Source organism: Nocardiopsis sp. NPDC006832, from assembly GCF_040635885.1.
Lineage (GTDB): Bacteria > Actinomycetota > Actinomycetes > Streptosporangiales > Streptosporangiaceae > Nocardiopsis.
Window position 1 is genome coordinate 1 of sequence record NZ_JBEYLC010000021.1, and the last position, 20,836, is coordinate 20,836.

The window sequence follows — 20,836 nt, forward strand, 5'->3', positions numbered from 1 at the left end:
CAGCCACTCCATGGACGGGCCACCGGAGAAGATCATGCCCAGGAGACCCGACATCGTCGCGGCCATGATGAAGGTCATGATGATCTGGGAGAGAAAGATGCTCTTCTTGCTCAACGTCGGTTCCTTTTCAGGGACGACGACGCCCTCGATGCAGACGGTGGCGCCGCCCCTTGGGTAAGAGGTATCGGGCGCCTCGGGTTCGCACCGTCGGGTACGACTGCATCTCAAGAGAGTGAGGGCTGGAATAACCACACCAGCCAAGATCTTTCAGGCGTCTCCAGGATATCGGATCTCGGTGGTGTTCCACCGACGCGGCCGGATGCACCGGGCGGCCGCCGTGGACCGTGATGCCCGCGCCGACCTCGTCGGCGCTCGGCCACGTGCCGCGGAGGCCGCCCGGTGCCGGGCGAGGTGGGATCAGAACCAGTTCTCGGCCAGCAGCCGGAGTGAGCGTTCACGGACGGCCGGGTCGTAGGCGTAGGTCACGGTGATGAGCTCGTCGGCGCCCGTGCGCTCGGCGAACTCGCTCAGCTGCCGCACGGCGGTCTCCGGGCCGCCCACGGCCTTGATGCTGAGCATCGGGTTGTCCCCGCCCCGTGCCTCGGACGGATCGATCGGCGGCTGGAGCTTGCGGCTCCTGCCACTCGCGATGTCCCCGAACATCTGGACCAGGGTGGTGTACTCGCGCTCGGCCTCGGCGTCACTGTCGGCCACCATGACGTTGATGCCGGCCATGACGTAGGGCTCGTCGATCTGCGCGGTCGGCGCGTCGGCGGTGAAGCTGCTCCGGTAGACCTCGATCGCGGCATCGAGCTGGTCGGGCGCGAAGTGCGAGGCGACGGAGAACGGCAGTCCGAGCTGACCGGCGATGGAGGCGCCGTTGACGGTGGAGCCGAGGACCCAGATGGGGACCTCGGTGCCCTTGGACACAGCCGAGGCGATGGGCGCGCTGCGGCTTCTTCCCTCGTCGCCGAACCACCCCTGGAGGTCGAAGATGTTCTCCGCGAACGCCTGCGGTTCGGCCGAGGAGCGGCTCAGTGCCTGGGCCGTCATCATGTCGGTGCCGGGGGCCCGACCCAGGCCGAGGTCGATGCGGTCACCGTGGATGTTGGCCAGCGTGCCGTACTGCTCGGCCACCATGAGCGGAGCGTGGTTGGGGAGCATCACGCCGCCCGATCCCACTCGGATCCGCTCGGTGACCGTGGCGGCCTGGTCGATCAGCAGCGCCGTGGCGCTGGCGGCCAGGTTCATGGTGTTGTGGTGCTCGGCGAACCAGAGTCGGGTGTAGCCGAGGTCGTCGGCCAGCCTCGCCGCGGACATCGACGCCGCGATGCCCTCGCGGGCCGTCGACCCCTCGGAGATGGAGACGAGGTCGAGAATACTCAGCGGGACTGGCACAGCGTTTCTCATCCTTTCCAGGAACATGGCCGGGTCGGCGAATTCGCCGCCTCCCTCAACCTATCCGCTCCTCGTCACCGTGGTGGTGGGCCCATCGACCAGGTCATCGGCAGGGCGACCGCGACCACCGCTCCGAGCGCGTTCGCCCATGGTTGAATCTCGTGGAGGATTCCGCCGATCGGAACCCCGAACGACGATGCTCCAGCCTTGATGGATCACGGCCAACGGAAAGAAGAGCATTCAGGATGAGTCAGTTAGAGACCGCGACCGGCACGTTCACCGTGGCGGAGATGGTGCCCCAGCCGTTCGAGGCGAGTGTGACCACGGGTCTGCCGAACGGGTACGCGCTGATGCGCAAGGAGTTCCGCGGGGCGATCGACGGCACCGCGCAGACCCAGTTCGTGTACGCGTTCGACGAGGAACGTGGCGGGACCTACGTGGCGTTGGAGTCCTTCGAGGGGACGATCAACGGCCGTGCTGGAGCCTGCAACATCACCCACAGCGCCACGACCTCCGGTTCGGACCGCTCGCACGAGACGCTGTTGATCGTGCCCGGCAGCGGCACCGGCGAGCTCTCCGGCATCACCGGGACCGGCGGCATCGTCATCGACGCGGACGGCACCCACCACCTGAACCTCGAATACCGGATCGCGCCGTAACGAGGCGAACAGACGGGCGCGGGGTCCACTTCGAGGCCCCCGCCGGTACCTCTCAGCGATGGGGACGGGCCGGCGGAAGGTCCATCGGGTCGCCGCCCGGGCGACCTTCCGCCGAAACGCGAACACCGCCACGAAGGTGTCACGGTCCCGGTGTGTCCACACCGATCCGCGACGGGGAACGCCCGTGGACCCGGGGCTCAGACGTTGAAGCGGAACTCCACCACGTCGCCGTCGGACATCACGTATTCCTTGCCCTCGATGCGGACCTTGCCGGCGGCGCGGGCCGCGGCCATGTCGCCGTTCGCGACCAGGTCGTCGAAGGATACGATCTCGGCCTTGATGAAGCCGCGCTCGAAGTCGGTGTGGATGACACCGGCCGCCTCTGGGGCGGTCGCGCCCTTCCTGATCGTCCAGGCGCGCGCCTCCTTGGGGCCCGCGGTCAGGTACGTCTGCAACCCGAGTGTGGCGAAGCCGACGCGGGCGAGCTGGGCCAGGCCCGACTCGGTCTGACCGAGGGACTCCAGCAGCTCCTGGGCCTCCTCTTCGTCGTCGAGCTCGGCCAACTCGGCCTCGATCTTGGCGTCGAGGAAGATCGCCTCGGCCGGGGCGACGAGTTCCTGCAGCTTGGTGCGCAGGGCCTCGTCGGCGAGCTCGTCGCTATCGAGGTTGAACACGTAGATGAACGGCTTGACGGTGAGCAGGCTCAGTTCACGCAGCCGGTCCAGGTCCACACCCTTGGCCTGGGACAGCGAGGTGCCCTCGTTCAGGATCTCCTGGGCGGCGTTGGCGGCCGCCAGAAGCTCCTGGGCACCCTTGTCCTTGGCGTTGCGCTTGGCGTCCTTCTCCAGGCGCGGGATCGCCTTCTCCAGGGTCTGGAGGTCGGCGAGGATCAGTTCGGTGTTGATGGTCTCGATGTCGCGGGAGGGCTCGACGTCGCCGTCGACGTGGGTGACGTCGGCGTCCTCGAAGGCCCGGATGACCTGGCAGATGGCGTCGCTCTCGCGGATGTTGGCGAGGAACTTGTTGCCCAGGCCCTCGCCGGTGGAGGCGCCGCGGACGATGCCGGCGATGTCCACGAAGTCCACCGTCGCCGGAAGGATCTTCGCGGAGCCGAAGATCTCGGCCAGCTTCCCGAGCCGGACATCGGGAACACCGACGACCCCGACGTTGGGCTCGATGGTCGCGAACGGGTAGTTCGCGGCCAGAGCGTCGTTCTTGGTCAGCGCGTTGAAGAGGGTGGACTTGCCAACGTTGGGCAGGCCGACGATCCCGATAGACAGACTCACAAGCTCAGAGTGTATGCGTCCCGAGGGGTGGGCGAGGACCGAGAACAATCATGGAAACCCAGTGCGCAGGACTGGCTACTCAGAGTAGGTTCGGAGTGCGAAGCCGGGCACCTCGGACGGAGAGACGGAGACGTCCGAACAAGCACACAGATCGGACGGCGAGGTGATCGGCGACACCACCACGGCACCATTCTTTGGGGGAAGGGGACACTGTGGTCCACGACCAGCTACGCGCACTCGTGCGCCGATACCCGATCGTGCGTTTCGCCACCCGCCGCATCCGCGTCCACCTGCCCAGACGACTCGGTGGCCTCGACCCCGCCCGCGTCCCGCCCCGCCACCGCCGACTCACCCTCACGCTCCCTCGAACCGCGGGCGACACACGCGGGCTCGGCCCTGACCGGGTCGAGCTCCGGCTACCGGGCGACCTGACGGTCCCCCGCCGTCTGGCCGTCGGAGGACTCTCCCGACACGAACCCGACAGCCTCGCCTGCTTCATGGCGGTCCTGGACCACACCGGACCGGGCGCGGTCCTGGACGTGGGTGCGGGGGTGGGCGTGTACGCCATGCTCGCGGCCGCGCGTTCGCGTCGACCCGTGTTCGCCTTCGAGCCCACGCCCGAGCTCGCGGCGGCCGCGCGCTCGATGTCGTCGGCGGCCCACCTCGGTTTCGGCGTGGTCGAACTGGCCCTGAGCAACCACAACGGCACGGCCCGACTCCAACGGGCGCTGCACAACGACATGTGCAACCAGGTCGTGCGCAACGGACGCCTCGGTCTGCACCACCTGACCGTGGAGGCCTCGACCCTGGCCCGGTGGAACGAGTCGGCGGGCAGTGTCCCCACCATGGTGAAGATCGACACCGCGGGGAGCGAACCCGAGGTGGTGGTCGGTGGGCTGGAGATCCTGCGCCGTTTCCGACCCTGGATGCTCGTCAAGGTCAGGCCCGATCGCGGTCTGGAGGAACGCCTGATGGCCCTCGTGGAACCGTTGGAGTACCTGTGGTTCCCGGTGGCCGGGGAGCCGCCCTACGACCCTCGCACCCAGATCTGCGGGCGCGCCTCCCCCGCTTGGGAGCGGATGTGGTTGCTCGCCCCCGAGGAACCACCGGAGGCGTTCTGGGGGTCGCTGCGCGAGTGGCGCACCGCCCTGGAGTCGTGCGGAGGTGCCGCGAACTGACCGATGCGCGTCCGTCGGGGTACGGCCCCGGCGGACACGTCGGCACTAGATCCAACCGTCCGGCGCCGAAATCAGACCTGGCAGGTCGTCCCGGTGGACGCGGCGTCCGGCGCCCTCGACGGTGCGCATGGTGAACCCCTTCTCGGGGAGGGTCCGCGCCCCGTCCGAACCGAACGGTTCGACACCCTGTGGAAAACGTCCGCCTTCGGCCACATCCCCGCGCTCTCTACGGGAACATGGGCCCCATGGACGGCCTTCTACTCGTACTCATGCTCCTCATCGGTATCGCCATCGGCGTCGGAGTGGGCCTGGCCCTGGCTCGCGGGCGCGACGCCCAGGTCCGGGCCGACGCCCGAGCGGCGGAGGAACGCGCCGCCTACGTGGAGGAACAGCTCGCGGACCGGTTCCGGGCGATGTCCTCGCAGGCCCTGGACCAGACCAACCAACGATTCATGGAGTTGGCCGAGGGACGACTGCGGGCGGTCAGCGCCGAGGCGGGCGGTGACCTGGACGAGCGGCGCCGGGCGATGGAACGGATGGTCGAGCCGCTCACCCAGACCCTGAGCCGAGTGGAGGCCCAACTGCGCGAGGCTGACTCCGGGCGGGCCGCGGCGCACGCCGAGCTCGCCAAGCAGGTCGAACTCGTGCGCGAGGGCTCCGAGCGTCTGCGCGGCCAGACCCAGTCCCTGGTGACGGCGCTGCGGCGGCCCGAGGCGCGTGGCCGGTGGGGCGAGCTGCAACTGCGCCGGGTGGCGGAACTGGCCGGGATGGCCGCGCGCTGCGACTTCCAGGAACAGGCCGTGGCGGGCGCGCACCGACCCGACATGGTGGTGCGGTTGGCCGGCGGCAAGAACATCGTCGTGGACTCCAAGGTGCCGCTGGCCGCCTACCTGGACGCCGTGGAAGCCGGTGAGGGTCCGGGCGCGGAGGAGCGGCTGCACGCGCACGCCAAACACCTGCGCACCCACGTGGACCAGTTGGCCGCAAAGTCGTACTGGGCGTCGTTCACCCCGTCGCCGGAGTTCGTGGTGCTCTTCATCCCGGGGGAGGCGTTCCTGGCGCCGGCGTTGGAGCGCGATCCTGGGTTGTTGGAGGAGGCCATGGCCCGGCGCGTGCACATCGCGACGCCGACCACGCTCATCTCGCTGTTGCGGACCGCGCAGTACGCCTGGCAGCAGGAGGCGTTGAGCGAGAACGCCCGTGAGGTGTTCGATCTGGGCAAGCAGTTGCACGGCCGGTTGTCGACCCTGGGTGGGCACGTGGAGGGACTGGGCCGGGCGCTGACCCGGACGGTGTCCGCCTACAACCAGACGGTGGGTTCCCTGGAGAGCCGGGTGCTGGTGACCGCGCGTCGGTTCGGCGAACTGGGGTTGGTCGACGGCGAGCTGGACCGGTTGTCGGGACTGGAGGAGCGTCCGCGCGGGGTGTCCGCACCGGAGCTGAGCGAGAACGGGCTCGACGGGGTCACCGCGAACGGGACCGGTCCAGGTGCGGCGACGATCTGAAGCACGGGCCGGACGCCAACGACTCGGGCGTCCGTGGCGTGTCCGACACGAACTCCCCCCATTCCGACGACATTCGGTGTGCGAGTAACGGATAGATGGGCATGACCCAAACCGGGACCAAGAGGTTCGGACACAGAGGGTGACGAACCACCCGAGTCGGGGAAACCGCCCCGAACCAGTTGGGGTCATCTCGGCGTCCAAGGGGTGGAAGGCACGATAATCCCGGAACGGGCAAGTGGCCGAAATGACAACACGATCCCGTGAAAGACACCCGGAGACTCACTAGAAGTGACACACTGAACACTGTGAGTAACAGACTTGGGAGGCGCACGACCATGCCCCCACGCAAATCGGACGGTCCGGAGCCAGGACAGGCCCCGTATTTCGTGCGGACCAACGGTCGTGGTCGTGACGTTCCGAACGTGTCCAGGACACGCGGCCGACCCACGACCACCAAGAACACCACCACCGGGCGAGGTGGTCCCACCGGGACCCCCGCCGGACGCGGCGCTCCCGGTGGGACCACCTTGCCCGGGGCCCTTGCGCCGCCCCGGCTGACCGGACGCGGCGCGGTCCTGATCATCGTCCTGGGCAGCTTCGCCGGAACGATGATCGCGAACCTGGCCTCCGTTCCGGCGGTTCCCGGCATCATCTTCACGCTCGCCTGCCTGGCCACCGCCGCCCTGGTCCGCCCGGCCGACCTGCTCTCGCTGTCGGTGAGTCCGCCGATCGCCTACTTCGTCGCGGTGGTCGCCGCCGAGAGCGTGCTCGCCGTCGGCAACGAGGGGTTCGCCCGGGTGCTCATCCTGGGGCTGGCCTCCCGGCTCGCCGAGGTCGCGCCCTGGCTGTTCCTGGGGACCGCGCTCGTGCTGGTCATCGCCGTCTTCCGGGGCCTGCCCGGGAATCTCCGTTCCCTGGGCGACGAACTCAACGGGCGCGGCTGAGCGATCCCCGGCCCCCGGTGAACGTCAGAACGGGGTATCGGGGTCGGCGGGCGCGTCCACGCGTCGCTCATCCATCGCGGCGGCCAGCTTGGCGCGGGCGCCCTCCAGCCAACGCTCGCAGATTCGCGCCAACTCCTCCCCGCGCTCCCACAGGGCGAGGGACTCCTGGAGGGTCAGGCCACCCGACTCCAGCTTCCGAACCACGTCGTTCAGCTGCTCCCTGCTCTCCTCGTAGCTCGGTTCCGGGGCCTCGTTCGTCTCGGTCATGCCTACTCCCCCTCGGTGTTCTCGGTCGTGGTCTTCTCGGCGGCGCCCTTGGTTCCACCGCCGGTCCCGCCGGTCCTCTTCGCCGTGCCGGACCTCTTGGCGGGGCGCTTGCGGGCCGTGGTCCCCTTGGTGGCCTTGGGCTTCGCGGGGGCCTTCTCCCGGGCCTCACCCGTCTCTTCGGTCTCTTCGGCCACCTTCTCGGTCGGTTCCGGGCCGGCCGCGGGATCGGTGTCCACCTCGTTCACGGTGGCGGTCAGACCGTCCTCGGCGAAGCGCAGACGCAGTTTCTCGCCCAGCTCGGGCTCGGTCGCCGAACGCACCACCGAACCGTCCTCGCGCTGCACGATCGCGTACCCACGGGCCAACGTGGTGGCCGGGGACAACGCGTGCAGGCGCGCCTCGGTGTGCCCGAGTCCCTCCTTGGCCCGGTCCAGCGAGATCGTCAGGCTGCGTCGGGCCCGGTCGCGCAGCTCCAGGACCTGCTCCGTGAGGCGTTCGGTCTCGCGAACCGGATCGGCCAGCACCGGGCGGGCCCGGATCCCCGCCAGCCAGGTGAGTTCGCGTTCCAACCCGCCACCGATCACCCGGCGACCGCGGTCGCGCAGCTGTCGGATGATCTCCAACTGCTCCCCCACGTCCGGGATGGTCCTCTTGGCGGCGTCGGTGGGGGTGGAGGCGCGCACGTCGGCGACGTGGTCCAGCAACGGGGTGTCCTGCTCGTGCCCGATCGCGCTGACCACGGGTGTGGCCGCCGCGGCGACGGCGCGCACCAGCGCCTCGTCGGAGAAGGGCAGCAGGTCCTCCATGGAGCCGCCACCACGGGCGATGACGATGACGTCGACCTCGGGGCGCGCGTCCAGGTCCCGTAGGGCCTCGATGACCTCACGGGTGGCTCGATCGCCCTGCACTGCCACCGGACGCACCTCGAAGCGCACCGCGGGCCAACGGCGGCGCCCGTTCTCCAGGACGTCGCGCTCGGCCGCCGAGTCCCGACCACAGATCAGCCCCACGGTGTTGGGCAGGAACGGCAGGGGGCGCTTGCGCTCGGAGGCGAACACGCCCTCGGAGGTGAGGGTGCGGCGCAGCTGTTCGAGCCGGGCCAGCAGCTCACCGACGCCGACGTGTCGGATCTCCCGGGCACGCAGCGAGAACGTGCCCCTGAACTGGTAGAAGTCGGGCTTGGCGTGGGCGACCACGCGGTCGCCGGGTCCTGGTGGTGGATCCTGGCGGCGCAGTACGGCGGTCTCACAGATGACCCGGACCGAGGCGTTGGCGACGGGGTCGCGCAGCGTCAGGTAGGTCATCCGGCCACGCGAGTTGAGTTCGGCGACCTGACCCTCGACCCAGATCGCGCCCAAGCGGTCGATCCAACCCCCGACCGCTTGGAGCACGGCCCGGACCGGCTGCGGTGACTCCGCGGAACTCTCCATACCCATGGCTCCAGAGCCTAGGCCAGGATGGCGACAGTTCCCGATTCGTCGGGCTCGGCGGTTCGGCGCGACCCGGTCGGCCGACGTGGGACGCCGGCGCACGGCGGAGGTCGCGAAGAAGGACGGGAAGCGCGCGACCGCGCGGATCCGGCGCGGGCTGGTGAGTACGAAGCGCAGGCCCGCGCCGGGTTCGGGGGCGAGGGGTGGTCGGTGTGATGGTGTGCTTGGGGGATGTGGGTGAAGGCGGGGACGGTGGTCAGGCCCGGCCGAACGCGTCGGCGTGGTCGCGGGCGAAGTCGGTGACGTCGCGAGGGGGACGTCCGGTCAGGTCGGCGACGCCGGTGTGCACCTCGGCGGCCTCTCCCCTGGCGTAGTGGGCGTAGTCCTCGACGAGGCCCGCCAACTGCCACCGCGGAAGCACACCCGAGAGCGCTTCGGAGAACCGCTCGTCGGTCGCCTCGTGGAAGGCGATCTCCCGCCCGGTGGCCGAGGACAGGGCACGGGCGATCTCGTCGTGGGTCACGGCCCTGGGTCCGGTCAGGGTGTGGATCCGGCCCGAGTGCCCCTCCCCGACCAGTGCCTCGGCCGCGGCGGCCGAGATGTCGCGGGTGTCGATCGCGCTCACGGCCGCGCCACCGATGGGAGCGGCGAACCACCCCTGCTCGATGGTCGCGGCGAAGCCGAGCAGGGCCTGCAGGTAGAGGTTGGGGCGCAGCACCGTGTGGTCGATGCCCGACCGCCGCACGTGCTCCTCGACCTCGGCGTGCCAGCGCAGGAACCGCACCGGCGAGTCGAGGCGGGCGGCGTACTGGGAGAGCAGCACGAGGCGGCGCACACCGAGCTTGTGGGCGAGGTCGACGAACCGGATCTGGAGGTCGGCGGCGCCCTCCTCGGAGGGGCTGTTGAGGAAGGCCGTGTCGACGCCTTCGAGGGCCGCGGCGACCGATTCGGGGTCCTTGAGGTCGGCGACGACGGTCTCGGCGCCGGGCACGGAACGTCGGGGGTCGCGGGTCATGGCGCGGACGGTGGCGCCGCGCGCCTGGAGTTCGGGGATCAGGGCCGAACCGATGGTTCCGGTGGCTCCGGTCACGAGCACGGTGGGCGAGTTCATCGCGAGGGTCTCCTTCTGCGTGGGTGGCATCATTACTCAATAGTGAGTAGTCACTATCAATGGGCGAAAAAAGGCGGGCCCTGCCCGCCACGGGAAAGGTTCAGTTCCCGGAGGACAGGAAGCGTTCGGCCCACTCGTCGGACTCGGCACGGCCGGGCAGCCCGATCGAGGCGGCCACCATGTAGAGCATTCCGTCGGCGAAGAATTCGTGCGCCTGGTCGGTGTCGACCTTCGGCAGCGCCTCGAAACGCTCGAAGACGTCCCGCGTCCACTCGTGCATCACGTCGCGGATGTCGGGATCGTTGGCGGCCGCGTACCCCTGGAGCAGGATGAGCATCACCTCGCGGCGCTCCATCAGCACGCCCCAGCCGTCCGACATGACCTGCAACGGATCCTCTTCGGCCCTCTCCCCCGGAACGAGCATCTCCCGCTCGATGTCGGCGAAGGTCTTCTCCAGCACCGCCACGAAGAGTTCCTTCTTCGTGGAGTAGACCCGGAAGAGGTTGGGGTGCGAGATCTCGACGTCCTTGGCGATGGCCACGGTCGAACCACCGTGGAACCCCTTGTGACTGAACTCCTTCAGCCCCGCCGCGAGGATCTGCTCGCGGCGCCGTTCGATTCCGACCCGTGGTCTCCGCCCTGTCGTCATGTTTGATAGTAAACACTCACTACCAAATAGGCGTCAACCCCTCGGAGCAACGAAAAAGGGGCGAGGGATCGGATCCCTCGCCCCATCTTCCGCTTCCGCGAAACCGCACTCAGGCCCCGGCTTCCGCCTCCAGCTTGGCGATGCGGTTGTCGTACATCTTGATGAACTCGGGACGACCCTGGTGGGCCACCTCGTAGGCGCGCAGGTCGCGCACCTGCTCGATGGTGAGCTTGCGCAGGCGGGCCCGGATCGACGGCAGGGTGAGCTCGTCGTAGGTCGGGACGGCCAGGTCCTCGACCGCGGGGGCGTTGCCCTTGCGAACCTTCTCCAGGACCTCGTCGCTGGCGACGGTGGTGTGCGCCTCGGCGGCGCTGAGCTCCTCGGCCAGCGCGGAGCCGTCCTCGGCGAGGTCGGCGGTGGCGGGGACGGAGGGTTCTTCCCGGATCTCCTCGACCAGCTTGGCGGCCTCGGTGGCGTCGGTGACCTCGGTGGTCTCGGTGGAGTCCGCCTCGGTGACGGGGATCGCCGTGGGAGCGGTGGCCTCGACGACCGGCTCGGGCTTCTCCTCGACCTCCACTTCGGCCTTCTCTTCGGTGGGCTTCTCCTGCTCCGGAGAAACCTCGGAGGTGGTCTCCACCTCGGCGCTCTCCTGCGCCGTGGTCTCGGACGCGGGGGCTTCGTCCTTCTTCTCCGGCTGCTCCGGAACGGTCGTGACGACCGGGTCCTTACGCCCGAAGATGCCCTTGATGAAGGAGGTCAGCTTCGTGGCGATGGTCGGGTTCGACATAGGACGGGGGCTCCTGATGCTCTCGGCGTTGGGCCGGCGGCGCGCGTCCAGCAAACCAGGCAAGGCCGAGTTGAGGGCGAACCGCCTCATAACTGATGCGATTGGTGAACCAGGATAGATGAGGGAGGATCACCATGAGCTGGCCGCAAGTGAACGATTTCGCCACGTCGCGGCCCAACCGGGTACGTTCTGTTGCGGCGACGTCACCTGGTCGTGGTCTCCACCATAGGCCTGACCCCGACGGTGCCGTATCCCACACCCGCTCCCACATCCCACGATCGCACCTAGGATGTATGCCATGACTGCGATGACGACTGCCACGAACCAACGTCGTGTGCTCCTGGCCAACCCCCGGGGCTACTGCGCCGGTGTCGACCGAGCGGTCATCACCGTCGAGAAAGCCCTTGAGCAGTACGGCGCCCCGATCTACGTGCGCAAACAGATCGTGCACAACACGCACGTCGTGCGCACCCTGGAGGAGCGCGGCGCGATCTTCGTGGAGGAGACCGAGGAGGTGCCCGAGGGCGCCATCGTCGTCTTCTCCGCGCACGGTGTATCGCCCGCCGTCCACGAGCAGGCCGAGAAGCGCCAACTCAAGACCATCGACGCCACGTGTCCACTGGTCACCAAGGTCCACAAGGAGGCGAAGCGATTCGCCGCCGAGGACCGCGACATCGTCCTCATCGGCCACATCGGCCATGAGGAGGTCGAGGGCACCAGCGGCCAGGCCCCCGAGCACATCCAGATCGTGGAGAGCCCGGACGAGGTCGACAAGGTCCAGGTCCGCGACCCGAACAACGTGTCCTGGTTGTCTCAGACCACCCTGTCGGTGGACGAGACCAACGAGACCGTGGACGCGCTGCGCAAGAAGTTCCCGAACCTGCTGGCTCCGCCCAGCGACGACATCTGCTACGCCACCTCCAACCGCCAGGACGCCGTCAAGGCCATGGCGCCCGAGTGCGAGCTGGTCATCGTGGTGGGTTCGGACAACTCGTCCAACTCCGTCCGCCTGGTCGAGGTCGCCCTCGACGCCGGCGCGAACGCCTCCTACCTGATCGACAACGCCACCCTCATGGAAGAGGCCTGGCTGGAGGGCGTCACCACCGTGGGTGTGACCAGTGGCGCGTCCGTCCCCGACATCCTGGTGCGCGAACTCCTCGACAAGCTCTCCGCACACGGGTACGGATCCGTCACCCCGGTGACCACCGCCGAGGAGACCCTCACCTTCTCGCTGCCCAAGGAGCTGCGCCGCGACCTTCGCGCCGAGTAGCACCCGCGCCGAGAAACGACCCGTACGACGAACGGGCCCCGAGGAACCTCCGTGGTTCCTCGGGGCCCGTTTCGCGTGCGGGTCGTGGGCTGCACGAAGCCGAGGGTTCGAGCTCCCCCGATCACGAGGAGACACCACTTCGCCCGGTGGACGATCCACCGCCCACCGTTCCGGGAGTTCGTAAACCGGTGGCACCCGGAACACGAATGCCCGAGACTTCCACGCATGGTTTCGATACTGCAGAACGTGGCGATCGACTGTACGGACGCCTATGAACTGGCGCGGTTCTGGAGCGCGGTGACCGGCCGTCCCGTGCACCCGGAGAGCCGACCCGGCGATGAGGAGACCCTGGTGCTGTTGGCGGAGGGACCGGTGCTGCACTTCAACCAGGTGCCCGAGCCCAAGGAGATCAAGAACCGGATCCACCTGTGCCTGCGCCCGGAGACCACTCGGGAGCTGGAGGTGGAACGGCTGTTGGGGCTCGGCGCCACCTTCGTCGGCGACCACCGAGAGCCGGACGGCTCGGGGTGGGCGATCCTGGCCGACCCCGAGGGCAACGAGTTCTGCGTACTGCGCAGCGCCTCCGACCGGCGGGCCATGGAACACAGCCCCGACTAGGGATCAGGAGCCCTCGGGTTCCGTCTCCTCCTCGGAGGCCTCGTCGTCCTTCTCCGGGACGGGGTAGGTCTCCATGTGTTCGGCGAGGACGGCGAACTCGTCCAGGGAGGTACTGCCGGAGATGATCAGGGTCCGGTCGTCGCCGCGCTGGACGAGGGCGCCCCAGTCGTCGGCCTCGAACTGCTCCCACTCCCGGTCGGCGACCATGACGGAACCGACCGGTTCGGCGTCCTTGACGTGGTCGGCGATCACCTTGTCCGGGTCGGCGTCGCTCTGGGTCAGCATGGCGTGGCTGTCCTGCGGTGTCGCGAAGCCGATGCTCCACGACACCGGACCGGTCACGTCCAGGTGCGAGCTGGTGGGGGTCCACCCCCGCGGCATGTCCTCCGAGGGTGCGGTCACCTCGTAGTCGGCGGACTGACGCATCACCTCGATGTCCGGGCGGTAGTCCACGGTGGGGATGTTCTCGCCCGAACGCGTGGAGACAACGAAGGCCATCACCAGGAGGATTCCGACGACGACCCCGAGGGAGATGGCGTAGTTCTTGAAGGTGGCGTTGGCCCTGCTGTTCTCACTCATGACCTGTCCAGCTTGCCGCAGGTCTGGAGCCACTTCGACCCGGGGTCCCTCAAGCGGGGTCCGGGGTGGCGGGCCCCGGGGCCGCGGGGCTCTCCTGGCGACGGTTGCGGGGTTCCAGTTCTGTGAGCAGTCCGGTGATGTCGTCGGCGAGCTTGTGCGCGTCGATGTCGTCGCGGTAGACCACCTCGGCGACGGCCAACAGCATCGAACCGCTCACCACGATCAGCAGCGCCTCATCGACCGGTTCGTCGGCCTTGCGGAACAGCGCCACGTTGCGGTCGGTCCACTGGGTGAGCCGCGACCGCAGCTGGTAGTCGAAGCCGGGAGGCCCGTCGCCGCTGAAGAACAGCCGGGTGGTCTCCCGTTCCTCGATGGCGCCGAGCAGGTAGGCGTGGGCCGCGATGTTCATCAGCCGTGTGGGATCACTCTCACCATCGACGCGCGCCTCACGCACCGCCTGGTGGGTCCGCTCCTGTTGCCGCTGCTGGAACTCCTCGTACAGCGCCAGGTACAGGTCCGCCTTGCCGGTGAAGTGGTGGTAGAGGCTGCCCACGCTGGCACCCGCGACCGAGACGACCTCGCTGACACCCGCCTTCGCGAACCCCACCGTACGAAAGACCTGGGCCGCCGCCTTCAGTAGGGAGGTGCGGGTGGCCGCGCCTCGCGCGGAGGCCCGCGCGGGCTTGTCCGTCTTGTCCACTGTCACGCCCTCACTCCTGTCCGGGTCCCCGCCAGGGTAGACCGTTACGGGTCTTCGAGGTGCGGTCACGCCCCCATTGGACCCGCCCCACCCGCGATGACCAGGAAACACCCGGGGTGACTACCCTAAGACGTGAACTCCACCCTGTTCCCAGACGGAAGGTGTCACCTCCATGTCGCAGCCCGGCAGCCCGTCCACGCAGCACTCGGTACCCGACCGAAACCTCGCGCTGGAACTGGTCCGCGTCACCGAGACCGCCGCACTGGCCGCTGCCCGTTGGGTCGGTAAGGGCGACAAGATCGGGGCCGACGGTGCCGCCGTGCGCGGGATGCGCCACATGATCAGCACCGTGTCGATGAACGGCACCGTGGTGATCGGCGAGGGCGAGAAGGACAGCGCCCCCATGCTCTACAACGGCGAGCGTGTCGGCGACGGCGGTGGCCACGACTGGGACGTGGCGGTCGACCCGATCGACGGCACCACCCTGGCCGCCATGGGCATGCCCAACGCCATCGCGGTGATCGCGATGAGCCCGCGCAACACCATGTTCGACCCTTCCGCCGTGTTCTACATGGAGAAGCTGGCCACCGGCCCCGAGGCCGCCGACGTGGTGGACATCGCCGCGCCGGTCGCCGACAACATCGCCGCGGTGGCGCGGGCCAAGGGCAAGTCACCGCAGGACATCACGGTCGTCATCCTGGACCGTCCGCGCCACAAGCAGTTGGTGCAGGACGTTCGGGACGCGGGCGCGCGCATCAAGTTCATCAGTGACGGTGACGTGGCGGGCGCGATCATGGCGGCCCGTCCCGGGACGGGCGTGGACCTGATGCTGGGCATCGGTGGCACCCCGGAGGGCATCATCACGGCGTGCGCGATGAAGTGTCTGGGCGGCGTCATCCAGGGTCGGCTGTGGCCCAAGGACGACGAGGAGCGTCAGAAGGCGCTCGACGCCGGGCACGACCTGGACCGTGTCCTGCGCACGAACGACCTGGTCGCCTCCGACGACGTGTTCTTCGCCGCGACCGGCATCACCGAAGGCGAGATGGTGGACGGGGTGCGCTACGAGTCCACCGGTGTGATCACCGACTCACTGGTCATGCGCGGCCGCAGCGGCACCGTGCGTCAGGTGCGCAGCGAGCACCGGCTGAGCAAGCTCTCCGCCTACAGCGGTGTCGATCTGACCTCCGCCCCGGAGTAGGCCCGGACCCGCTCCCACGCCCGTCACCGGCGCCGCCTCGGCGGCGTCGGTGCTGTTCCCGGGGTTGTTCTCGGAACCTTCCGGTCTCCGGCCGCGTCTCAACGCACACTGGCCCCGCAGCCGGTGATCCCTTCTCAAGCACCATCCTCGTCGGAGGTCCGATGTCCTACCCTGATCCCTCGCAGCAGCCGCAGTGGCAGCCGCCGCAGCAACCGGGGCAGGTTTTCCCTCCGTCCCAGGGCCCCCAGCAGGGTTTCCCGCAGGGGCCGCCCCCGCAGGGGCCCGGCCAGGCCGGACCACCCTTCCCCGGTGGCCCGCAGGGTCCGGGTCAGCCTCCCTACGGCGGCCAGTACCAGGGCGCCCCGGTTCCGCCCGGTGGCGGTGGTGGTCGCCGTAAGTGGCTGATACCCGCGGCCGCCGTGACCGCCGTCGTCGTCATGGCCGGCACCGTGTGGGCGACCGTGTCGCTGGTGAACTTCGGTGGCCCCCAGCCCGAGTCCGTGCTGCCGGGCAATTCCGTCGCCTTCGCCAAGGCCGACCTCGACATCGACGGTTCCCAGGCCATGGACCTGCTGAGCTTCGTCGAAAAGCTCCCCGCCGAGGTCCGCGAGGAGATGGGCGACGTGGAGGAGGACGACACCTCGGCCCCCTTCGCCGAGGCCTTCGCCGATTCCTACGACCTGGACCCCTCCGAGGTCGAGGAGTGGATCGGGCAGAAGGTGGGCGCCGCCGCCTGGACCACCGACAACCCGGAGTTCGAGACCTACGATGGTGCGGCCTACGGGATCGCCCTGGCGGTGAACGACGCCGGAGCCGCCGAGGAGCAGTTCTCCGAGCTGTCCGAGTCCCACGACGTCGAGTACACGATGGTCGACGACTTCGTGGTGTTCACCGACCTGACCGGCGGGATCGAAGACTACAACGACCAGATGTCGGCCAACGGCGACCTGGAGGGCAACGACACCTACAGCGGTGACCTGGACGGGGTGCCCAGCGGCAGCATCGCCCTGGCCTGGGCCGACCTGAGCGCCCTGGGCCAGATCAGCACCATCGAACAGGATCTGGCCACCGAGTTCGGCACCACCGGATCCCTCCAGGGCCGGATGACCGCCTCCTTCCGGGTCACCGGCGACTACCTGGAGGCGCGGATGGACGTGTTCGGCTTCGAGGTCGAGGGCACCGACGTGAGTTGGTTGGCGGAGGGGTCCGGGGCGAGTCTGGACGCCGTCGGCGCGCTGCCGGCGAACTCGACCGTGGCGCTGGGCGGCAGCGGCTTGGACCAGATGTTGAGCACCGCCTGGGAGAACGACGAACTGCCGCTGCTCGACGAGCAGGACCGCCAGGACATGGAGGCGGACATGAACTCCATCGGCGCCCCGTTGCCGGAAGGGTTCACCTCCCTGCTCGGCGGCTCCACCGCCGTCGGTCTGTCCGACTTCGACACGAGCGGGATGGGCGGTTACGGCTCCACCACCGACCCGACCGTCGTGTTCCGTGCCGTGGGCGGTGACGCCGCCGCGCTGAACTCGTTCGTCGACGAGGTCGTGGCGAACCCCTACGCCTCCGGTCCGGCCCCGACGGTGAGCGAGGACGGCGACGCCGTGGTCGTCAGCACCGGAAACCCCGGCAGCGGTGTGCTCGCCGACGACGAGGTCTTCCAGCAGACCATGGCCGAGATGGACGACGCCGTGATGGCCGCCTACGTGGACATGCGTCAGGCCGTCACCACCGACGACGTCCAGTCTCCCGAGCAGTGGGGCGCGCTCGGCATGGGACTGAGCGTGTCCGAGGGCGGCGAGCGTGCCGTGGTCGAGTTGCGTTGGGCGCCCACCGGGTCCTGACCCATATCGACGGATGAATCGCGGGACGGCGCGGCGAGGAGGGTTCCTCGCCGCGCCGTCGGCGTTTCAGTCCACGACCCGGCGGCGCATCTGGAACGCGGCCAGGTTCCACATCAGATACGCGAACCCGGCCAGGACGGCCACGTGCAGCAGGGCCATCCCGGGCCCCAGCCCTCCGAATACGGCACCACGGATGAGTTCGACCGCGTGGAAGAGCGGGTTGGCCATGGCCGCGGCCTGCACCCAGGCGGGCAGCTCGGTGATCGGGAAGAACGTCCCGGCCACCAGGAACAACGGGGTGAACAGGCCGCTGAACACGTAGTCCATGGAACGCACCGAGGTGATCACCGCGGAGATCCAGATACCGAAGAGCGCGAAGGCGAACCCGGCGAGGAAGGCGACGAAGGGCACCAGCAGCATGCCGGGGCCAGGACGCAGGCCGAAGCCGATGGCGACGAGCAGCGGCACGCAGCCGTAGACGCCGGAGCGCAGGGCCAGCCACAACGCTTCCCCGGTGACCAACTCGCGCACGTCGACCGGTGCGGCGAGGATGCCCTCGTAGGTGTGCAGGAAGCGGCGTTTGATGAAGGTGTTGATGACCGCGGGCATCATCGACTGGAACATCACCGACACGGCGACGATGCCGGTGCCGAGGAAGTCGATGTAACTGAACCCCGCGAGAGTGCCGATCAGGGCGCCCATGCCGAAGCCGAAGCACAGCAGGTACAGCGTGGGTTCGACGATCGCGGCGAAGGTGGTGGCCCGCCAGGACCGACCGTAGAGGATCCACTCGCGGGCGACCACGCCCAGGACCGCGTCGGTCTCGAAGCGGCCGGGACGGGCGTGATGCTCGGGCCTGGCGTCCGCGCGTTGTTGTCGTGTCGGGCTCATGCGACCCCCTCCCCCGTCAGGGTCACGAAGACGTCCTCCAGGTTGGCGGCGCGCCGTTCGGGTTCGCCGAGTCGGTCCCGCAGGGAGTCGGGGAGTTCCTCGGCGCGCAGGACGGACAGGCTGGTACCGGTACGTCGGGTGTCGAAGCCCTGTGCCCGGACCAGGGTCTCCAGTTCGGAGATACCGCCCGATCCTTGGGGGGTGTACTCCTCCACGGTGGTGCCGGCGTACTTGGCGACGAGGTCGACCGGGGTGCCGCGTTCGACGACACGTCCCTTGGCCATGAGGGCGACCTCGTCGGAGAGGCGTTCGGCCTCTTCGATGTAGTGGGTGGACATCAGGACGGTGACGCCCTCGTCGCGCAGCGCGGAGATGACGCCCCACAGGTCCTGACGCACCTGTGGGTCGAGGCCGACGGTGGGTTCGTCCATGAGGACGAGTTCGGGGCGGTGCAGCAGGGCTCGGACGATGAGCAGTCGGCGGCGCATGCCCCCGGACAGGTCGTCGACGGGGGTGTCGGCGCGGTCGCTCAGTTGGGCCAGGCGCAGGGTGCGTTCGATGGCCTCGCGACGTTGTCGGCGCGGGACCCGGTACAGGAACGAGAACATGCGCAGGTTCTGCTCGACGGTGAGTTCCTCGTCGAGGTTGTCGTGTTGGGGGACGACGCCCATGCGGGCGCGGGCCCACTTGGACTCGGCGGGGATCTCGTGGTCGAGGATCCTGATCGTGCCCTCGTCGGCGATCGCCTGTGCGGTGAGCATCTTCATGGTGGTGGACTTGCCCGCCCCGTTGGGGCCGAGCAGCCCGAGCACGATCCCTCGGGGGACTTCGAGGTCGAGGCCGTCGACGGCGGTGAGGGCGCCGAAGCGTTTGACGACTCCGCTCAGCCGGATCGCCGGTACGTGGCGTCCGGGGTCTGGTGTGGTCATGGGAACACGGTAGGAAAATCTCGACCCGGATCTCCACTGGTTTTCCGAGTGGATTACGCGCCTGTTCTCAACGGGATTCGACCATTACGAAAGAAGGGCACCATCGCCCTTTAGGGACACTCTGCCACGGCTTGGGACGGCATCCCACGGTCAACCGAAAACAAACATTACTGATCACCGATGTACCCGTCAAACCCCCAGGCCAGAGCACTTTTATCGGCAAAACCTTCCTTTTCGGAATCATGTCTGTATAGTCGCCACCCACACCTTTCGGACGGGCTGGAACCCCCGTGGTCCCCACGCTCACGGGCTGTCCGAAAGGTGGTCCCTCCAGCCCGGACGACCGTGCGGGTTCGCGACCCGCACGGCCCCCCGCCTGTCCACGACTTGAGGAGAACCCCCGATGAGGTTCGGACGACTCGCCCGTTCCGCCGCCGTCCTGGTGGCCGCCCCCATCGCCGTCACCGGTCTGGTGACCGCGCCGGCCCAGGCCCACGGAACCCTGGGCGACCCGATCAGCCGGATCGCCGCCTGCTACGCCGAGGGGCCCGAGAACCCTCGGTCCCAGATGTGCGTCCGCCTCGTGGAGGAGAACGGCACCCAACCGCTCTATGACTGGCACGAGGTCAACCTCGCCAACGCCGACGGACGGCACCGCGAGATCATCCCCGACGGTGAACTGTGCAGCGCCGGACGGGACAAGTACTCCGCGCTGGACAACCCTGGTGACTGGGCGAGCACCGCCGTCACCGAGCTGCCCTCCGGATCCGAGTACACCTTCGACTACACGGCGGCCGTCCCCCACGCCGGCTACATCGAGTACTACGTCACCACCGATGACTGGGACCCGGGCACTCCCCTGACCTGGGACGAGCTGGAGTCCGAGCCGTTCGCCGTGGACGACCAGCCGGCCGCCGAGGACGGCGGCTACACCATGACGGCCCGACTGCCGCAGAAGAGCGGGCAGCACCTCATCTACACGATCTGGCAGCGCACCGACAGCCCCGAGGCGTTCTACAGCTGCTCCGACGTCACCTTCGGTGGTGAGGGCGACGCGGTGACCACCGCCGCAGAGGAGACCGAGGCGTTCACCGTGGACCCGGCCGCCCAGGAGGCGCTGGACCACGCCCACGCCGACCACGCCGCCGAGACGCCGGCCGAAGAGGAGGTCCAGGGCGAAGAGCCCGAGGCCGTCGAGGAGCCCGCCGAGGAGAAGGTGGAGGAGTCCGACGAGGCGGCCACCACCGACCACGGCACGCACGCCTCCGGCGGCGGCGAACTGGCCGAGACCGGCACCGCCATCACCGGCCTGTTCGTCACCGCCATCGCCCTGATGGCCGCCGGCGCGGGCGCCCTGCACCTGGCCCGCAAGCGCCGAGGCGTCGTCTGACGATCGGGGCCGGGCGGGCCCGTGGCCGCGACGTCGTCACGGCCGCGGGCCCGACGGGGAAAATCCGTTGCGGGAGACGGAGGGACATGGCTAACGTCGAGGCGTCGGATCGGAACACGGACTCGATCCGGGGCCAGACTCCCCGGACGTTAGGACAGGTGGGTATGCCCCGGAACGCGCCGAGCGCGCCTCACAGCCGCGCGGGC

General features: G+C 68.9%; 20 protein-coding genes. 9 read left to right on the forward strand and 11 right to left on the reverse strand.

What is annotated here, in order from left to right; all coding sequences use genetic code 11:
- Positions 1–417: 417 nt before the first annotated feature.
- On the reverse strand, positions 418–1,398 hold the full coding sequence (locus tag ABZ717_RS12520) for an LLM class flavin-dependent oxidoreductase (protein ID WP_358508745.1): 981 nt from the start codon (positions 1,396–1,398) through the stop codon (positions 418–420).
- A gap of 245 nt (positions 1,399–1,643) precedes the next feature.
- Between ABZ717_RS12520 and ABZ717_RS12525 the strand changes: the two genes are divergently transcribed.
- Positions 1,644–2,057: a DUF3224 domain-containing protein gene (locus ABZ717_RS12525; RefSeq protein ID WP_358508747.1), complete on the forward strand. Its 414-nt coding sequence runs from the start codon at positions 1,644–1,646 to the stop codon at positions 2,055–2,057.
- 197 nt (positions 2,058–2,254) lie between these two features.
- Here the strand turns inward: ABZ717_RS12525 and ychF are convergent, their stop codons facing one another.
- A complete protein-coding gene (gene ychF, locus ABZ717_RS12530; protein WP_358508748.1) occupies positions 2,255–3,343 on the reverse strand; it encodes a redox-regulated ATPase YchF in 1,089 nt (362 codons plus the stop codon).
- 212 nt (positions 3,344–3,555) lie between these two features.
- On the opposite strand from ychF, the gene ABZ717_RS12535 reads away from it, so the two are divergent.
- The 3 genes from ABZ717_RS12535 to ABZ717_RS12545 all read left to right on the forward strand — a co-directional run bounded on the left by ABZ717_RS12535 (position 3,556) and on the right by ABZ717_RS12545 (position 6,970).
- Positions 3,556–4,521, forward strand: a complete 966-nt coding sequence (locus ABZ717_RS12535; RefSeq protein WP_358508750.1) for an FkbM family methyltransferase — start codon at positions 3,556–3,558, stop codon at positions 4,519–4,521.
- A 245-nt stretch (positions 4,522–4,766) separates the two neighbouring features.
- Positions 4,767–6,026, forward strand: a complete 1,260-nt coding sequence (locus ABZ717_RS12540) for a DNA recombination protein RmuC (protein ID WP_358508752.1) — start codon at positions 4,767–4,769, stop codon at positions 6,024–6,026.
- Positions 6,027–6,361: 335 nt separating this feature from the next.
- Positions 6,362–6,970: a DUF6542 domain-containing protein gene (locus ABZ717_RS12545; RefSeq protein WP_358508754.1), complete on the forward strand. Its 609-nt coding sequence runs from the start codon at positions 6,362–6,364 to the stop codon at positions 6,968–6,970.
- Positions 6,971–6,994: 24 nt separating this feature from the next.
- On the opposite strand, the gene ABZ717_RS12550 is transcribed toward ABZ717_RS12545, so the two are convergent.
- From ABZ717_RS12550 to ABZ717_RS12570, 5 genes are all read right to left on the reverse strand, one after another.
- Positions 6,995–7,237 carry an exodeoxyribonuclease VII small subunit gene (locus ABZ717_RS12550; RefSeq protein WP_358508755.1) on the reverse strand — a complete coding sequence of 81 codons (243 nt, stop codon included), beginning with the start codon at positions 7,235–7,237 and terminating at the stop codon, positions 6,995–6,997.
- 2 nt (positions 7,238–7,239) lie between these two features.
- The gene (gene xseA, locus ABZ717_RS12555; protein WP_358508757.1) at positions 7,240–8,673 is read right to left on the reverse strand and encodes an exodeoxyribonuclease VII large subunit; all 1,434 of its coding nucleotides are present in this window, start codon (positions 8,671–8,673) and stop codon (positions 7,240–7,242) included.
- A gap of 250 nt (positions 8,674–8,923) precedes the next feature.
- Positions 8,924–9,811 carry an SDR family oxidoreductase gene (locus tag ABZ717_RS12560; protein WP_358508759.1) on the reverse strand — a complete coding sequence of 296 codons (888 nt, stop codon included), beginning with the start codon at positions 9,809–9,811 and terminating at the stop codon, positions 8,924–8,926.
- Between the two features lie 67 nt (positions 9,812–9,878).
- Complete coding sequence (locus ABZ717_RS12565) at positions 9,879–10,427, reverse strand: TetR/AcrR family transcriptional regulator (RefSeq protein WP_358508761.1); 549 nt, start codon at positions 10,425–10,427, stop codon at positions 9,879–9,881.
- A gap of 109 nt (positions 10,428–10,536) precedes the next feature.
- Complete coding sequence (locus ABZ717_RS12570) at positions 10,537–11,214, reverse strand: hypothetical protein (RefSeq protein ID WP_358508763.1); 678 nt, start codon at positions 11,212–11,214, stop codon at positions 10,537–10,539.
- A 298-nt stretch (positions 11,215–11,512) separates the two neighbouring features.
- Between ABZ717_RS12570 and ABZ717_RS12575 the strand changes: the two genes are divergently transcribed.
- Positions 11,513–12,484, forward strand: coding sequence for a 4-hydroxy-3-methylbut-2-enyl diphosphate reductase (locus ABZ717_RS12575; RefSeq protein WP_358508765.1), 972 nt, complete (start codon positions 11,513–11,515; stop codon positions 12,482–12,484).
- A gap of 225 nt (positions 12,485–12,709) precedes the next feature.
- Positions 12,710–13,102 carry a VOC family protein gene (locus ABZ717_RS12580; protein WP_358508767.1) on the forward strand — a complete coding sequence of 131 codons (393 nt, stop codon included), beginning with the start codon at positions 12,710–12,712 and terminating at the stop codon, positions 13,100–13,102.
- 3 nt (positions 13,103–13,105) lie between these two features.
- Here the strand turns inward: ABZ717_RS12580 and ABZ717_RS12585 are convergent, their stop codons facing one another.
- Positions 13,106–13,681 (reverse strand): DUF4245 domain-containing protein, encoded by a 576-nt coding sequence (locus tag ABZ717_RS12585; RefSeq protein ID WP_358508769.1) that lies wholly within the window; start codon positions 13,679–13,681, stop codon positions 13,106–13,108.
- A gap of 49 nt (positions 13,682–13,730) precedes the next feature.
- The gene (locus ABZ717_RS12590; RefSeq protein WP_358508880.1) at positions 13,731–14,381 is read right to left on the reverse strand and encodes a TetR/AcrR family transcriptional regulator; all 651 of its coding nucleotides are present in this window, start codon (positions 14,379–14,381) and stop codon (positions 13,731–13,733) included.
- Between the two features lie 172 nt (positions 14,382–14,553).
- Between ABZ717_RS12590 and glpX the strand changes: the two genes are divergently transcribed.
- Together glpX and ABZ717_RS12600 are read left to right on the forward strand one after the other, a co-directional pair.
- Complete coding sequence (glpX, locus tag ABZ717_RS12595) at positions 14,554–15,579, forward strand: class II fructose-bisphosphatase (protein ID WP_358508771.1); 1,026 nt, start codon at positions 14,554–14,556, stop codon at positions 15,577–15,579.
- Positions 15,580–15,740: 161 nt separating this feature from the next.
- Complete coding sequence (locus tag ABZ717_RS12600) at positions 15,741–17,420, forward strand: hypothetical protein (protein WP_358508773.1); 1,680 nt, start codon at positions 15,741–15,743, stop codon at positions 17,418–17,420.
- Between the two features lie 66 nt (positions 17,421–17,486).
- On the opposite strand, the gene ABZ717_RS12605 is transcribed toward ABZ717_RS12600, so the two are convergent.
- Together ABZ717_RS12605 and ABZ717_RS12610 are read right to left on the reverse strand one after the other, a co-directional pair.
- A complete protein-coding gene (locus tag ABZ717_RS12605; RefSeq protein ID WP_358508775.1) occupies positions 17,487–18,311 on the reverse strand; it encodes an ABC transporter permease in 825 nt (274 codons plus the stop codon).
- Positions 18,308–19,240, reverse strand: coding sequence for an ABC transporter ATP-binding protein (locus ABZ717_RS12610; RefSeq protein WP_358508777.1), 933 nt, complete (start codon positions 19,238–19,240; stop codon positions 18,308–18,310). Before ABZ717_RS12610 ends, ABZ717_RS12605 begins: the two co-directional genes overlap by 4 nt.
- 403 nt (positions 19,241–19,643) lie before the next feature.
- On the opposite strand from ABZ717_RS12610, the gene ABZ717_RS12615 reads away from it, so the two are divergent.
- A complete protein-coding gene (locus ABZ717_RS12615) occupies positions 19,644–20,630 on the forward strand; it encodes a lytic polysaccharide monooxygenase (protein WP_358508779.1) in 987 nt (328 codons plus the stop codon).
- The last annotated feature ends 206 nt before the right edge of the window (positions 20,631–20,836 follow it).

Excerpts from the sequence above, each read along its gene's own strand:
- ABZ717_RS12550 (WP_358508755.1), bottom strand. The coding sequence starts at position 7,237 with ATGACCGAGACGAACGAGGCCCCGGAACCGAGCTACGAGGAGAGCAGG.
- ABZ717_RS12525 (WP_358508747.1), top strand. The coding sequence starts at position 1,644 with ATGAGTCAGTTAGAGACCGCGACCGGCACGTTCACCGTGGCGGAGATG.
- ABZ717_RS12545 (WP_358508754.1), top strand. The coding sequence starts at position 6,362 with ATGCCCCCACGCAAATCGGACGGTCCGGAGCCAGGACAGGCCCCGTAT.
- ABZ717_RS12570 (WP_358508763.1), bottom strand. The coding sequence starts at position 11,214 with ATGTCGAACCCGACCATCGCCACGAAGCTGACCTCCTTCATCAAGGGC.
- ABZ717_RS12565 (WP_358508761.1), bottom strand. The coding sequence starts at position 10,427 with ATGACGACAGGGCGGAGACCACGGGTCGGAATCGAACGGCGCCGCGAG.
- ABZ717_RS12560 (WP_358508759.1), bottom strand. The coding sequence starts at position 9,811 with ATGATGCCACCCACGCAGAAGGAGACCCTCGCGATGAACTCGCCCACC.
- ABZ717_RS12540 (WP_358508752.1), top strand. The coding sequence starts at position 4,767 with ATGGACGGCCTTCTACTCGTACTCATGCTCCTCATCGGTATCGCCATC.
- ABZ717_RS12605 (WP_358508775.1), bottom strand. The coding sequence starts at position 18,311 with ATGAGCCCGACACGACAACAACGCGCGGACGCCAGGCCCGAGCATCAC.
- ABZ717_RS12600 (WP_358508773.1), top strand. The coding sequence starts at position 15,741 with ATGTCCTACCCTGATCCCTCGCAGCAGCCGCAGTGGCAGCCGCCGCAG.
- ABZ717_RS12580 (WP_358508767.1), top strand. The coding sequence starts at position 12,710 with ATGGTTTCGATACTGCAGAACGTGGCGATCGACTGTACGGACGCCTAT.
- ABZ717_RS12610 (WP_358508777.1), bottom strand. The coding sequence starts at position 19,240 with ATGACCACACCAGACCCCGGACGCCACGTACCGGCGATCCGGCTGAGC.
- ABZ717_RS12615 (WP_358508779.1), top strand. The coding sequence starts at position 19,644 with ATGAGGTTCGGACGACTCGCCCGTTCCGCCGCCGTCCTGGTGGCCGCC.
- glpX (WP_358508771.1), top strand. The coding sequence starts at position 14,554 with ATGTCGCAGCCCGGCAGCCCGTCCACGCAGCACTCGGTACCCGACCGA.
- xseA (WP_358508757.1), bottom strand. The coding sequence starts at position 8,673 with ATGGGTATGGAGAGTTCCGCGGAGTCACCGCAGCCGGTCCGGGCCGTG.
- ABZ717_RS12585 (WP_358508769.1), bottom strand. The coding sequence starts at position 13,681 with ATGAGTGAGAACAGCAGGGCCAACGCCACCTTCAAGAACTACGCCATC.
- ABZ717_RS12575 (WP_358508765.1), top strand. The coding sequence starts at position 11,513 with ATGACTGCGATGACGACTGCCACGAACCAACGTCGTGTGCTCCTGGCC.